Below are 13,147 nucleotides of genomic sequence, written 5' to 3'. Positions count from 1 at the left end.
TTATGTCGCACACCCCCCTTACCCGCCGAGCCCTAGCGATCGCCGCGATCACAGCGGCAGCTTTTTCCATTGCCACCCCCGCCCAAGCGCAAACGGATATCCAGTGGTGGCATTCCATGACCGCCGTGAACGGTGAATGGGTCAACGATTTGGCCAAGGAATTCAACGCCAGCCAGAAGGAATACCGCATCCTGCCAACCTTCAAGGGCACCTACGACGAATCGATGACAGCCGCTGTCGCTGCCTTCCGTGCGGGCAATGCACCCCACATCCTTCAAGTGTTTGAAGTGGGCACTGCCACCATGATGGCCAGCAAGGGCGCCGTGGTCCCGGTGGGCAAGGTCATGACCGACGCAGGCTACAAGTTCGACCCCAAGGCCTACATCCCTGCCGTGGCGGGTTACTACACCGCGCCCAGTGGCCAGATGCTGAGCTTCCCCTTCAACAGCTCCACCACCGTCTTTTATTACAACAAGGACGCCTTCAAGGCCGCCGGACTGGACGCCGAAAAGGCCCCTTCCACCTGGGCTGAAGTCGCGCTGGCTGCCGCCAAGCTCAAAGCCAGCGGCCACAAGTGCCCTATCTCGATTGCCTGGCAAGGCTGGACCCAGTTGGAGAGCTTCTCTGCCTGGCACAACGTGGAGTTCGCCACCAAACAAAACGGTCTGGCCGGTCTGGATGCCCGCCTGAAGATCAACTCGCCATTGCACGTACGGCACATTGAGAACCTGGCCAACATGGCCAAGCAAGGCCTGTTTGTCTACAAGGGCCGTGGCAACGTGCCAGAAGCCAGCTTTGTGTCGGGCGAATGCGCCATGATGACGACTTCGAGCGGCTTCTACGGCAACGTGAAGAAAAACGCCAAGTTCGCCTTCGGCCTGGCCCCCCTGCCCCACTACCAAGACGTGCCTGGAGCCCCCCAAAACACCGTCATTGGTGGCGCCAGCCTCTGGGTCATGTCTGGCAAAAAAGCTGAAGAGTACAAAGGCATTGCCAAATTCTTTGACTTCTTGTCCAAGCCCGAAGTGCAGTCCGCCAGCCACAAACGCACGGGCTACCTGCCCATCACGACGGCCGCCTTCCAGTTGACCGAAAAATCCGGCTTCTACAAAGAAAACCCAGGTACCGATGTGGCTGTGACACAGATGGTGCGCAAAGTGACGGACAAGTCCCGCGGTATTCGTTTGGGCAACTATGTGCAGATTCGCGCCATCGAGGACGAAGAACTCGAACAAGTGTGGGCTGGCAAAAAATCGGCCAAGGAAGCACTTGACTCCGTGGTGACACGGGGCGATGAGCTGTTGGCCCGTTTCGAAAAAGCAAACAAGTAAACTCCAGCTCCCTCCAAAAAGTGGCGGCCCGTGCCGCCACTTTGCATTTCTGATTGGTTGATATGGCGGTAGAAAAAAGAGTCGTTTTCAAGTCGGCATGGTTACCCTGGGTACTGATTGCACCGCAGGTCGCCGTCATTGCCATTTTCTTTTTCTGGCCTGCTGCACAGGCTTTGCTGCAGTCGGTGCAGCAAAGTGATGCGTTTGGTACTTCGGTAGAGTTCGTCGGTCTGGAGAACTTCCGCAATCTGTGGAACGACGCCTCCTACCTGGAGTCGTTCAAAACCACGGCCGTTTTTTCATTGCTGGTGGCCGTGTTAGGCCTGTCCCTCTCACTCACGCTGGCCATTTTTGCCGACCGCGTGGTGCGCGGCTCCGGCATTTACCGCACCTTCCTGATATGGCCCTACGCCGTGGCGCCTGCGGTGGCAGGGGTGTTGTGGTTGTTCATGTTTGCGCCCAGTATCGGCATCGTGTCGTATGGCATCCGCCAGCTCGGCATGGGCTGGGACCCGCTGCTCAACAGCAACCACGCCATGGCGCTGATCGTCATGGCCGCGGTATGGAAACAAATTTCGTACAACTTCCTGTTTTTCCTGGCGGGCTTGCAGTCGATCCCGAAGTCGCTGATTGAGGCGGCCTCCATGGACGGCGCCCGCCCCTGGCGCCGGTTCTGGACCATCCAGTTCCCCCTGCTCTCGCCCACCACCTTCTTCCTGCTGGTCATCAACATCGTCTACGCATTTTTTGACACGTTTGCGATTGTCGATGCGGCCACCAAAGGCGGCCCTGGCAAAGACACGGCCATCCTGGTCTACAAGGTCTACTTTGACGGCTTCAAGGCCATGGACCTGGGTGGCTCGGCTGCGCAGTCGGTGGTGCTGATGTTCATCGTAGTGGCACTGACCGTGGTGCAGTTCCGGTTTGTTGAAAAGAAAGTGAACTACTGATGGTTGAACGTCGCCCTTGGCTGGACTTTTTGTCGCATGCCATCCTGATCATTGGTGTCCTGGTGATTGCCTTCCCGGTCTACATCACCTTTGTTGCCTCCACCCACACCACGCAAGAGGTGGTGCAGTCCCCCATGCCGTTGCTCCCCGGCGCCCACCTATGGGACAACTACCGCACCGCACTGCTGGGCGGCCGCGAGGGCACAGGCTCCAAGGCCGCCGTCGGCGGCATGATGGTGGTGAGCCTGGTCACCGCCCTGGTGATCTCGCTGGGCAAGATTGCTATCTCGCTGCTGTCGGCCTTTGCCATCGTGTACTTCCGCTTCCCGGCACGCATGTTTTTCTTCTGGGCCATCTTCGTTACGCTGATGTTGCCCGTGGAGGTGCGTATCGGCCCCACCTACCAGGTGGTGGCAGACCTGGGCTTGCTGAACAGCTATGCGGGCCTCACGGTCCCGCTGATTGCCTCAGCCACTGCCACCTTCCTGTTCCGCCAGTTTTTCCTGACCGTACCCGATGAACTGGTGGAAGCTGCACGGGTGGACGGCGCCGGACCACTGCGTTTCTTCAAAGACATCCTCGTGCCCTTGTCGAGCACCAGCATCGCGGCGCTGTTCGTGATCCAGTTCATCTATGGCTGGAACCAGTACCTGTGGCCCCTGCTAGTCACCACCGAAGAAAGCATGTACCCCGTGGTGGTAGGCATCAAGCAGATGATTTCGGGCGGCGATGCGCAAACCGAATGGAACATCGTGATGGCCACTGCCATGCTGGCCATGCTGCCGCCCGCACTGGTGGTCATGCTGATGCAAAAGTGGTTTGTCAAAGGCTTGGTGGATACCGAGAAATGACCATGGTTTCCCTGGGACAACCAACCCGTAACGCAGCAGCGTCTGGCGCACCCTTTCTTCTTGGTCGCTCCGCGCTGAGCGGCCTTAGCCCCCGCGCCTCATACTGCCAAACGCGCAGAAATAGGCGCGCGGGCTAAGGCCGCCCACCGCTATTCGGCTCACGAACACTTTTTCACATCCACTTCGCTCTATGGCTTCCATCGAACTCAAAAACGTCATCAAACGCTACGGCAGTGGCAAAACGGCCAACCAGGTCATCCATGGTGTGAACGCACAGATTGCCGACGGCGAATTCATCGTCATCGTCGGTCCCAGCGGCTGTGGCAAATCCACCTTGCTGCGCATGGTGGCTGGCCTGGAAGAAATCAGCGAAGGCCAGGTCTGCATTGGCGGCAAGGTCGTCAACGACCTGGAACCCTCCGACCGCGACATCGCCATGGTGTTCCAGAACTACGCGCTCTATCCGCACATGAGCGTGTTCGAGAACATGGCCTATGGCCTGAAGATCGCCAACGTGCCCATGGATGAAATCAAGCGTCGCGTGGACAAGGCTGCCAAAATTCTGGAGCTGGGCCCGTATCTCGAGCGCAAGCCCAAGGCCCTCTCCGGCGGCCAGCGCCAGCGCGTGGCCATGGGCCGCGCCATCGTGCGTCAGCCCCAGGTGTTCTTGTTTGACGAGCCGCTCTCCAACCTGGACGCCAAACTGCGCGCCCAGACCCGACTCGAAATCCAGAAGCTGCACCGCGAGCTGGGCATCACCAGCCTGTTTGTGACGCACGACCAGGTCGAAGCGATGACGCTGGCCCAGCGCATGATCGTCATGAATGGCGGCGTGATGGAGCAATTCGGCACGCCCGAGGAGGTCTACACCCGCCCCGCCAGCACCTTTGTGGCCAGCTTCATCGGCTCACCGCCCATGAACCTGCTGAAAAACGCACCGGACGCAAAACCCGGCTGCATCACCGGCATCCGCCCCGAGCACCTGGACATTACGCCCACCGGCTGGGCCCTGCAGGTGGAGGCGGTGGAAATGCTGGGCGCCGAGCGCCTGGTCTACGCCAAGTGGGCCGACGGCAACAGCGATGAGCTGATGATCATCCGAACCGAAGAATCTGCCGCTGTGCCCGTCTTGGGCACCACGCTGCATGTCACGCCGCGCCCGGACCGGATCCACCATTTTGACGCCAGCACTGGCAAGAGGATCGACACCCCATGACAGCCACCAGCACATTCGACCTCCCCGCCTGGCCCTACCCGCGCTGGGTGGCGCACCGCGGCGCCGGCAAGCTGGCACCCGAAAACACCCTGGCCGCGTTCCGCGTGGGCGCCAGCCATGGCTACCGCATGTTCGAGTGTGATGTGAAACTCAGCAACGACGGCGTGCCGTTTTTGATGCACGACGCGACGCTGCAGCGCACCACCAATGCGCGCGCGAAAATTGGCCAGGGCCAAAGCGCGGTGGGCGGCGATCACGCCTGGGGCGTGCTGTCGCAACTTGACGCCGGCAGCTGGCACAGCCGTGCCTACGCAGGCGAGCCGCTGGCAACATTGGACGCCGTGGCCGCGTACTGCCTGCGCAACGGCTACTTTCTGAACATCGAGATCAAACCCACGCCCGGCACCGAGCGCCATACGGGCGAGGTGGTGGCGCAACACGCCGCACGCCTGTGGGCGGGCCAGGCGGTGCCGCCCCTGCTCACCTCTTTTGACCCCGAAGCCCTGGAAGGCGCACAGGCCACCGCGCCCGCATTGCCGCGCGGTTTGCTGCTCGACACCCTGTGGACGGGCTGGCTGGAAACCGCGCTGCGCCTGGAATGCCAAGCCATCGTCTGCAACCATGCACTGTGGGACCGCAGCACGGTGACCCAAGCCCAAAGTGCAGGCTTTCGCACCTTGAGCTACACCGTCAACGACGACTGGGCGACCCAGCGGCTGATCGACCTGGGCACGGACGGCATCATCACCGACCGGGTGGATCTGTTCAGCCCCAGCTGATTGCTATACAAAAGATAGCTACTCGCGCAGACTCCACAAGGGCCAAAGGCCTACTTGACACTTAATTTGCGGCCAAGACCCACGCTACGGCATCTTGCATCGTGGGCACAACAACGGTCGCAGCGCTGAAGTCGTGACCAGCCGACATCTCGGTGGGAATGGCCACACAGGCCAGCCCGGCGGCAATGGCTGCCGCCACGCCGTGCTCGGTGTCCTCGAAAGCCACTACATCCTTCGCCGACAAGCCCATGCGCTGCAGGGCCAGCAGGTAGCAATCGGGGGCGGGCTTGCTGTGCACCACATCGTCGGCCGACACCACGGTCTCAAACGCAGCGGCCAGGTCGTGGGAACGCAGTGTGGCGGCAATGGCGTAGGCCCGCGCGCCAGTCACCACCCCCATGCGCAGCCGGGCGGCCTGCAACTGGTCAATGGATGCGCGCACACCAGGCATGAGCGGAAAAGCCGCCGTCTGCAAATAGGCCTGGGCAGACTCGTTCTTCAGCCGGGCCAGCACCTCGGGTGATTCTTTCACCCCAAAGCGCTCCACCAAATCCAGTGCGTTGGCATCGGTGGGCACACCAGCATAAAAATCCTTGTACTGCGCCAGCGTCAAGGCAAAGCCGTAGGGCGCCAGTACCTGGTTCCACAGGACAAAGTGCTGCCCCTCGGAATCCACCAAGGTGCCATCGTGGTCAAAAAGAACAGCGTGAAAACGGATTGACATAGATCAAACTTTGATGGGGCCGGGCTTAGCGGCGCATGGCCCACCACTGGCTGCTGGACGTAGCCAGCACCAAGGCAGCGTAGCTGAGCATCTTGCCGTCGCGGCCAAAAAACACCAACCCGGCCAACAGGGCCAACGCCCCAACTACAACATTGATAGCTGCTTGCGCAGTACGAGTGCGGGCTACAGCCTTATTGCTTATAAAAACAGGAGCCAGGTAGGCCAGCGCAGCCCCCAGCGCCAAGGCCGGGGCCACAAAGTTCAGCAGGTGATTCAGCAGATCCAAGGGGCCCATAGGGTGGCACAAGGCCAAAGCAGGCCCGTCAGGTGGTGGGTAGGGTCTCGATTTTATAATCGAGGTCTAAACATATGGCAGTCTGGGCATTAGGCATTAACCACACCACCGCACCGCTGGACATGCGGGGCCGGTTTGCGTTCGCCATGGACCAGATTGCACCGCAGCTCCATGGCCTGCGCCAGAGCATGGCTCGCCCGCCCGAAGCCGCCATCGTCTCCACCTGCAACCGCACCGAAATCTACTGCGCTGGTGATGAAGCGGCGCTGGACCACACCTTGGCCTGGCTGGCACAAAGCGGCGGCGTGACCCCCAACGAGCTGCGCGCCCACACCTACCGACTGGAAGACGGCCATGCGGCGCGTCACGCCTTCCGTGTGGCCAGCGGTCTCGACAGCATGGTGCTGGGTGAGCCCCAGATTCTGGGCCAGCTCAAGGACGCCGTGCGCGCGGCCGACGAAGCGGGAGCTCTGGGCAGCACACTCTCGCAAATGTTCCAGCGCTCGTTTGCTGTGGCCAAAGAGGTGCGCACCTCGACGGAGATCGGCGCGCACAGCATCAGCATGGCCGCCGCGGCCGTGCGCCTGGCCGGCAATCTGTTTGAAGACCTGGCCGAGGTGAAGGTGCTGTTTGTGGGTGCGGGCGAGATGATCGAGCTGTGCGCCACGCACTTTGCCGCCAAGAACCCCAAAGCCATCGCCATTGCCAACCGCACGCTGGAGCGTGGCGAAAAACTGGCCAGCCGCTTTGGCGGCGAGGTGATGCGCTTGGCGGACCTGCCCGAGCGCCTGCACGAATTTGACGCCGTCATCAGCTGCACCGCCAGCACCCTGCCCATCATCGGCCTGGGCGCGGTGGAGCGAGCCCTCAAAAAACGCAAGCACCGCCCCATGTTCATGGTCGATCTGGCGGTACCGCGCGACATTGAGCCCGAGGTGAAAGCCCTGGGCGATGTGTACCTGTACACCGTGGACGACCTGGCCAGTGTGGTGCAAACCGCCCAGGCCAGCAGGCAGGCCGCCGTGGCCCAGGCCGAGGCGATTGTGGACGCGGGTGTGCAGAGCTTCATGCACTGGGTGGACCAGCGCAGTGCCGTGCCCCTGATCCAGCAGCTCAACGCCCAAGCGGATGAGTGGCGTGCCATGGAACTGGCCCGCGCGCGCAAGCTGTTGGCCAAGGGCGAGGATGTCGATGCAGTCCTGGAAGCCCTCTCCAAAGGGCTGACGCAGAAGATGCTGCACGGGGCGATGGCGGAACTGCATGCAGGGGATGCCGACGCCCGTGAGCGGGCTAGTAACGCGATCCAGCACTTCTTTTTGCGCAACAGCCGTTAGCTGGGCTGGGCCCACTCTCCCCCAGCCCCTCTCCCCCTCCGGGCGAGAGGGGAGCTTCAACAGCCACATTTTGTTTTTTCGCTTCGGCCAGGGCCTTACTGTCCTTGCCTTGCTTGCCAACCTGATTCCAGTCCTATGAAACCGTTTCTTCGCCAACAACTCGCCCGTTACGCCGACCGCCAAGGGGAGCTGGAATTTCTGCTGTCTCGCGAGGACATCATGAAAGACATGGAGCAGTTCCTCAAACTCTCGCGCGAACACACCGACGTAGCGGCCGTCGCGGGCCGTTGGAGCCGCTACCAGCAGCGCGAGAAGGACTTGGCCGGTGCCGAAGAAATGAAGGCAGACCCCGACATGGCGGAAATGGCCGAGGAAGAAATTGCCAGCGCGACGGCGGAACTGGCGCAGCTGGAAGCGGAGCTGCAGCGCATGCTGCTGCCCAAGGACCCGGACGATGCGCGCCCAGCGTTTGTGGAAATTCGCGCAGGTACGGGGGGCGACGAGTCCGCCCTGTTTGCCGCTGACCTGGCCCGCATGTACACCCGCTACTGTGACGCCAAAGGCTTGCGCACCGAGATCATGAGCGCGTCCGACAGCGAGCTGGGTGGCTACAAGGAAGTGGTGCTACGCATCGAAGGCAGTACCACCACCAGCGCAGGCTCCTGCGGTGCCTACGGCATGCTCAAGTTCGAATCAGGCGGTCACCGCGTGCAGCGTGTGCCCGCCACCGAGACGCAGGGCCGCATCCACACCAGCGCCTGCACGATTGCCGTGTTGGCCGAGCAGGACGAGGCCGAAGCCATCAAGATCAATCCGTCTGACTTGCGCATCGACACCTACCGCGCCAGCGGCGCCGGTGGCCAGCACATCAACAAGACCGACTCGGCGGTGCGCATCACGCACATCCCCACCGGCATCGTGGCCGAATGCCAAGACGGGCGCAGCCAGCACAGCAACAAGGCTCAGGCCCTGAAAGTGCTGACTGCCCGCATCCACGAAAAAGACCGTTCAGAGCGTGCAGCCAAAGATGCCGCCGAACGCAAAAGCCTGGTGGGCAGTGGTGACCGTAGCGACCGCATCCGTACCTACAACTTCCCGCAAGGTCGCCTCACAGACCATCGCATCAACCTGACGCTCTACAAGCTGCTGAACATCATGGAAGGTGACATGGATGATGTAGTGGAGGCGCTGCAGGCCTATGAAGCCGCACAACAGCTGGCGGCGCTGGAAAACAATCTGAACTAAACGTTCGGCCCCACAGACTCCAGGGAGTCTGGGTGGCAAAGCGTTTTGCGTAGGCAGAAGGGGAGCCCGCGCAGCGGGCGGGGGACACGGAGAAAACGCTTTGCCGCCCAGGCTCCCTTGCGCTCACAAGAGGTATCTCAGCAAGGCGCAGGCAGACCATGCCCTGGCTCAGAGCTTGAAGACGCCCACCACCTGCACCAACTCGTTGGCCTGACTCTTGAGGCTGCTGGCCGCAGCGGCCATTTCCTCCACCAGCGCAGCGTTCTGCTGCGTAGCCTGGTCCATCTGCGTGACGGCTTCGCCCACCTGGGCAACACCTGCACTTTGTTCGCTGCTGGCCGCGCTGATCTCGCCCATGATGTCGGTGACCCGGCGGATGCTGGTTACCACTTCGGTCATGGTGACACCAGCCTTGTCGACCAAGGCAGTGCCTTGTTCGACTCGCTCTACGCTGGCGTTAATGAGAGATTTGATTTCTTTCGCAGCTTCAGCGCTTCGGCCGGCCAGGCTGCGCACTTCAGACGCAACCACCGCAAAGCCCCGGCCTTGTTCACCCGCGCGGGCGGCTTCTACTGCTGCATTAAGCGCCAGGATGTTGGTCTGGAAGGCGATGCCGTCGATGACGCTGATGATGTCGCTGATCTTGCGGGACGCCTCGTTGATGCCCTTCATGGTTTCAACCACTTGCCCCACCACTTCACCCCCTTGCACTGCCACGGTGGAAGCACTCATGGCCAGCTGGTTCGCCTGGCGCGCGTTCTCGGCGTTTTGCTGCACAGTCGAGTTGAGCTCTTCCATGCTGGCAGCGGTTTCCTCCAAAGCGCTAGCCTGGTGTTCGGTGCGGGCAGAAAGATCGTTATTGCCCTGCGCAATTTCTGCGCTGGCGTTGGCCACACTGTCGGCACTGCCACGCACCTGGGTCAACACACCGTGGATCTTGCCAACAAATTGGTTGAAACCCGAGCCAATGGCAGCCAATTCGTCGTTGCCCCGAACATCCAGCTTGGTGCGCAGGTCAGCTTCACCGCTGGACAAATTCACCATGGCCTGGCTGAGCGCGCGCAACGGTTGCATGAGGCGCGTCACCACCGCCACCAGAATCAAGGCCGTAGCCACTGCACACACCACCGCCACCACCAGGGCATAGGCAGTGAGCTGGCGCGATGAGGCCGTAGCCACACTGCGCGGAAAACTCAGACGCACACTCCAAGGCAGTGTGTCGGGGTGGATGGCCACTGGCTGCAGCAGGTGCACCACACCTTGTGCATCCTGGTACTCATAAGGCTTGCCTGCCTGGATGGCAGCCAGACCGTCGGCGGGGACATCCTCAGCTTTTTTGTTGATGCGCTCAGCCTCAGAGTGCGATGCGTACAGCCCGCCGTTGGACAGCAAGGCAAGAGAACCGCCGTCCATCACTTTCAGGTCGGCCAAGATTTTTCCCAGTTGTGTAAGCGTGAAATCGGCACTGGCCAGCCCCTGAAACTGGCCCTGTATCACTATGGGGGCCGCGAGCGTGGCCATCAGCACATCCTTGCCCTCGATGGGGTAAATGTAGGGCTCGGTGAAGTTAACCTTGCCCGACTTCTTGGGCACGTCGTACCAGTCGTTGGCACCCGGTGTTTTCGGGTCAAACACGATCGGGTCCACATGGAAGCCACCACCGGCTTTGCGTGTCCAGTAGGGCATGAATCGTCCGGAGTCATCGTACTCGGGTGTTTTGCCCGCATAGTCGGCGTCTTTGCCGTCCAGTGCATTGGGCTCCCAAGTCACGGCGGCGCCAATAAAGTCTTCTGCGCTGCTCAGGGTGGACTTCACCATTTCGCTCACCTGCTCGCGCTGCAGAGGCAGATTGGCGGTTTTGGTGGCTGTCATGGCGCCACTCAAGGCGGTGACAAAGGCGAGGTTGGAACGGATGCGGGTTTGCAGTGCCCCCGCCGCTTCGCGCGCCGACGTGCGAGCCAAATCCATGGTGGCGTCTTCCGCAGCGGCGCTGCTTTTGAAGCCGATCACCATCGATGTGATCGCCAGACTCAGCACCACCAACCCCGTGGCCGCTACGCCAATTTTTGCGCTCAAGGACAAGGCCGGGCGCCGGCGATTCACAAACTGGGCTTCGGAGGACAATGTGGGACTCATATGCACGATTCCTTAGGTTCAGACCCGGTGCCTCACCCCTCACCACACCATGCGATTTCTGGTATTTTTATTCGCAGAATCATCGTAGCCGATCCGGGCTATCTGCGCTGGCCCAAAAGAGGATTGAGGGCACTATTCCCCACGCTGCACGCTATTGGTGCGCACAACGCTACCAATCTCATAGCAATTCACCGACATGCTCGCCAACACCATTGATACTTTGATGCACAGCGGCTTGGACCGTCTGGATGCGCAGATGTTGGTGCTGCACGCCATGGGGCGCCCTTTGCACGATCGGGCCTGGCTGCTGATGCATGGCGAAGCACCGGTGCCAGAGCAAGCGCAGCGCTGGCTGGACCAAGCCTTGCAACGCCGCCTGGCAGGCGAACCTGTGGCCTACCTCACGGGCCACAAGGAGTTTTACGGTCTGGATTTACGCGTAGACGCCCGGGTGCTGGTACCACGCCCCGACACCGAAACCCTGGTGGACTGGGCGCTAGAGGTGCTGGCCCCGCAGCCCGCAGCCCGCCTGGTGGACCTGGGTACAGGCAGCGGTGCGATTGCATTGGCCCTGAAACACAGCCTTCCCACGCTTCAGGTGCATGCAGTGGACTACAGCAGCGATGCGCTGGCGGTGGCCCAAGGCAACGCAGCGCGCCTGAACCTTCACGTTACCTTCCACCAAGGCTCCTGGCTCTCGGGCTTCACTGGGCCACTGGACGCGATCATTTCCAACCCGCCTTACATCTGCGATAACGACAATCATTTGCCAGCCCTGCGCCATGAACCCCGCCAAGCCCTGACGGCTGGGGCCGATGGACTGGATGACATACGCACCATCATTGTGCAATCACAAACCCGCCTGCGCCATGGAGGCTGGCTGCTGCTGGAACACGGCCACGACCAAGCCCCAGCGGTGTGTGCCTTGCTGCAAAAGGCCGGATTTACCGAGGTGCAAAACCGCAACGACCTTGCAGGCATCGCCCGCTGTAGTGGCGGAATATGGCCTTAGCGTCCGTATTCATTGCGCTAACAGCTACTAATTCAATAGCAAATTAACCTCTACCCCTAACATGACTACACCTGCCTGCCCCCAATGCACCTTGGAAAACACCTATCCGGAAGGTACCCAATTCATCTGCGCCGACTGCGGCTTTGAATGGCCGCAGACCCCGCCCTCCCCTACGGAGGACGATGCCGACCCGGTGGTGAAAGACTCGAATGGCCAGGTCCTGCAAGATGGTGATGCCGTGGTACTGATCAAAGACCTGAAAGTCAAAGGCAGCTCCACGGTGCTCAAGCAAGGCACCAAGGTCAAAAGCATCCGGCTGGTGGGCGGTGACCACGAGGTGGACTGCAAGATGGACGGTGGCAGCTTTATGCTGAAGGCGTGCTTCCTCAAAAAAGTTTAAGTCGGCATGAAGGCCCAACGATTTAGTTGTTTACAACGACAAGTCCTTGTCGCTAGACTGGCATGGCCATGTGGCGAAGTCACCCGTGATCGGCCATGCATATAAAAAAATCCGTTGGACAGGCTCTGGGCCTGAGTCTGCGCGGCCTCGGAGCCGTGTTTTGCTGCCTGTGTTTTTGGAGCGGCCACACTGCTGCGCAAACACCTGCCTGCAAATCCCTGGTGGCAACAGGCAACCCTGAATACTCCCCTTACCTTTGGCGCGATCCGGCCGACGACGCGCGGCTGATTGGCGCCAACGCCGACCTGATGCAACTGCTCTCCAAAGAGATCGGCGTACCGATTGAAGTGAGGTACGTGGGATCCTGGGCGCGGGTGCAGGAGCTTGCAAAAAGCGGGCGTATCGATCTGATTGCGGGCGCATTTTTTACGCTGCCACGGCTGGAATACATGGACTTATTGATGTTTTTTTTTATCTTCTCGCTCCTCCCCCTCTTGCCTGGCTGAGGGGGAGCCATCCCCGGGAAGGCTTTTCTTTGTCTTTTAATGGCAATCTCCTTTTTCTTGTTGGGACGAACGGACATATTCTTTCTTTCCTTCTTTTCCCCGCCCCCCTCCCTCTTCGGAGTGATGCGATACGCAGAGTAGGAGTTTGGGTGCGGCGACCAGCCCCCCCTCCCTCCCTGCCTTCCCCCCTCCCTCCTGCCTGCCTGCGTTCTCCCCATTACCCTACCACCGCCTGCACCCAATCTTTCCCACCGCCTCCGACGTCCTTCTTCTTCTGTAGCCCATCGATGAAGAACTAACGATAGGCCCGCTCGCTCTCCCCCACCCGCTCCTCCCCTCCCCCCCCCCCATGACCACCTCCCCCTCCC

The 13,147-nt window shown here is 60.9% G+C and carries 13 protein-coding genes; 10 read left to right on the top strand and 3 right to left on the bottom strand.

Annotated features, from left to right (window positions below; genetic code table 11):
• Positions 1 to 2 precede the first annotated feature (2 nt).
• The 5 genes from ugpB (at position 3) to ugpQ (ending at position 5,127) form a co-directional block, all read left to right on the top strand.
• Positions 3 to 1,331 (top strand): sn-glycerol-3-phosphate ABC transporter substrate-binding protein UgpB, encoded by a 1,329-nt coding sequence (gene ugpB / locus U5O12_RS03680; protein WP_322577318.1) that lies wholly within the window; start codon positions 3 to 5, stop codon positions 1,329 to 1,331.
• Between the two features lie 62 nt (positions 1,332 to 1,393).
• Positions 1,394 to 2,281 (top strand): sn-glycerol-3-phosphate ABC transporter permease UgpA, encoded by an 888-nt coding sequence (ugpA, locus tag U5O12_RS03675; RefSeq protein WP_322577317.1) that lies wholly within the window; start codon positions 1,394 to 1,396, stop codon positions 2,279 to 2,281.
• Positions 2,281 to 3,132: a sn-glycerol-3-phosphate ABC transporter permease UgpE gene (gene ugpE / locus U5O12_RS03670; protein WP_322577316.1), complete on the top strand. Its 852-nt coding sequence runs from the start codon at positions 2,281 to 2,283 to the stop codon at positions 3,130 to 3,132. Before ugpA ends, ugpE begins: the two co-directional genes overlap by 1 nt.
• Positions 3,133 to 3,322: 190 nt before the next feature.
• Positions 3,323 to 4,348, top strand: a complete 1,026-nt coding sequence (locus tag U5O12_RS03665; RefSeq protein WP_322577315.1) for a sn-glycerol-3-phosphate import ATP-binding protein UgpC — start codon at positions 3,323 to 3,325, stop codon at positions 4,346 to 4,348.
• On the top strand, positions 4,345 to 5,127 hold the full coding sequence (gene ugpQ, locus U5O12_RS03660; protein ID WP_322577314.1) for a glycerophosphodiester phosphodiesterase: 783 nt from the start codon (positions 4,345 to 4,347) through the stop codon (positions 5,125 to 5,127). Before U5O12_RS03665 ends, ugpQ begins: the two co-directional genes overlap by 4 nt.
• Positions 5,128 to 5,188: 61 nt before the next feature.
• On the opposite strand, the gene U5O12_RS03655 is transcribed toward ugpQ, so the two are convergent.
• Together U5O12_RS03655 and U5O12_RS03650 are read right to left on the bottom strand one after the other, a co-directional pair.
• A complete protein-coding gene (locus U5O12_RS03655; RefSeq protein WP_322577313.1) occupies positions 5,189 to 5,851 on the bottom strand; it encodes an HAD family phosphatase in 663 nt (220 codons plus the stop codon).
• Between the two features lie 25 nt (positions 5,852 to 5,876).
• Positions 5,877 to 6,146: a hypothetical protein gene (locus tag U5O12_RS03650; protein WP_322577312.1), complete on the bottom strand. Its 270-nt coding sequence runs from the start codon at positions 6,144 to 6,146 to the stop codon at positions 5,877 to 5,879.
• Between the two features lie 74 nt (positions 6,147 to 6,220).
• Here U5O12_RS03650 and hemA point away from each other — a divergent pair, with 74 nt between their 5' ends.
• Together hemA and prfA are read left to right on the top strand one after the other, a co-directional pair.
• On the top strand, positions 6,221 to 7,480 hold the full coding sequence (hemA, locus tag U5O12_RS03645) for a glutamyl-tRNA reductase (RefSeq protein ID WP_322577311.1): 1,260 nt from the start codon (positions 6,221 to 6,223) through the stop codon (positions 7,478 to 7,480).
• 135 nt (positions 7,481 to 7,615) lie between these two features.
• Complete coding sequence (gene prfA / locus U5O12_RS03640; protein WP_322577310.1) at positions 7,616 to 8,725, top strand: peptide chain release factor 1; 1,110 nt, start codon at positions 7,616 to 7,618, stop codon at positions 8,723 to 8,725.
• A gap of 168 nt (positions 8,726 to 8,893) precedes the next feature.
• Here the strand turns inward: prfA and U5O12_RS03635 are convergent, their stop codons facing one another.
• The gene (locus U5O12_RS03635; RefSeq protein WP_322577309.1) at positions 8,894 to 10,861 is read right to left on the bottom strand and encodes a methyl-accepting chemotaxis protein; all 1,968 of its coding nucleotides are present in this window, start codon (positions 10,859 to 10,861) and stop codon (positions 8,894 to 8,896) included.
• Between the two features lie 196 nt (positions 10,862 to 11,057).
• Between U5O12_RS03635 and prmC the strand changes: the two genes are divergently transcribed.
• The 3 genes from prmC (at position 11,058) to U5O12_RS03620 (ending at position 12,779) form a co-directional block, all read left to right on the top strand.
• Positions 11,058 to 11,873 (top strand): peptide chain release factor N(5)-glutamine methyltransferase, encoded by an 816-nt coding sequence (gene prmC / locus U5O12_RS03630; protein WP_322577308.1) that lies wholly within the window; start codon positions 11,058 to 11,060, stop codon positions 11,871 to 11,873.
• A 61-nt stretch (positions 11,874 to 11,934) separates the two neighbouring features.
• Positions 11,935 to 12,273: a zinc ribbon domain-containing protein YjdM gene (locus U5O12_RS03625; protein WP_322577307.1), complete on the top strand. Its 339-nt coding sequence runs from the start codon at positions 11,935 to 11,937 to the stop codon at positions 12,271 to 12,273.
• A gap of 95 nt (positions 12,274 to 12,368) precedes the next feature.
• Positions 12,369 to 12,779 carry a transporter substrate-binding domain-containing protein gene (locus tag U5O12_RS03620; protein WP_322577306.1) on the top strand — a complete coding sequence of 137 codons (411 nt, stop codon included), beginning with the start codon at positions 12,369 to 12,371 and terminating at the stop codon, positions 12,777 to 12,779.
• The last annotated feature ends 368 nt before the right edge of the window (positions 12,780 to 13,147 follow it).

It is taken from the genome of Rhodoferax sp., assembly GCF_034519335.1.
Lineage (GTDB): Bacteria > Pseudomonadota > Gammaproteobacteria > Burkholderiales > Burkholderiaceae_C > Allorhodoferax.
The sequence above is the reverse complement of the archived record's forward strand: the minus strand, read 5'-3'. Positions and strand labels throughout refer to the sequence as shown.

Bases quoted from the DNA above. Each gene is read 5' to 3' on its own strand.
- U5O12_RS03625 (WP_322577307.1), top strand. From the start codon at position 11,935: ATGACTACACCTGCCTGCCCCCAATGCACCTTGGAAAACACCTATCCG.
- U5O12_RS03635 (WP_322577309.1), bottom strand. From the start codon at position 10,861: ATGAGTCCCACATTGTCCTCCGAAGCCCAGTTTGTGAATCGCCGGCGC.
- prfA (WP_322577310.1), top strand. From the start codon at position 7,616: ATGAAACCGTTTCTTCGCCAACAACTCGCCCGTTACGCCGACCGCCAA.
- U5O12_RS03665 (WP_322577315.1), top strand. From the start codon at position 3,323: ATGGCTTCCATCGAACTCAAAAACGTCATCAAACGCTACGGCAGTGGC.
- hemA (WP_322577311.1), top strand. From the start codon at position 6,221: ATGGCAGTCTGGGCATTAGGCATTAACCACACCACCGCACCGCTGGAC.
- ugpQ (WP_322577314.1), top strand. From the start codon at position 4,345: ATGACAGCCACCAGCACATTCGACCTCCCCGCCTGGCCCTACCCGCGC.
- ugpA (WP_322577317.1), top strand. From the start codon at position 1,394: ATGGCGGTAGAAAAAAGAGTCGTTTTCAAGTCGGCATGGTTACCCTGG.
- U5O12_RS03650 (WP_322577312.1), bottom strand. From the start codon at position 6,146: ATGGGCCCCTTGGATCTGCTGAATCACCTGCTGAACTTTGTGGCCCCG.
- U5O12_RS03620 (WP_322577306.1), top strand. From the start codon at position 12,369: ATGCATATAAAAAAATCCGTTGGACAGGCTCTGGGCCTGAGTCTGCGC.
- ugpB (WP_322577318.1), top strand. From the start codon at position 3: ATGTCGCACACCCCCCTTACCCGCCGAGCCCTAGCGATCGCCGCGATC.
- ugpE (WP_322577316.1), top strand. From the start codon at position 2,281: ATGGTTGAACGTCGCCCTTGGCTGGACTTTTTGTCGCATGCCATCCTG.
- prmC (WP_322577308.1), top strand. From the start codon at position 11,058: ATGCTCGCCAACACCATTGATACTTTGATGCACAGCGGCTTGGACCGT.
- U5O12_RS03655 (WP_322577313.1), bottom strand. From the start codon at position 5,851: ATGTCAATCCGTTTTCACGCTGTTCTTTTTGACCACGATGGCACCTTG.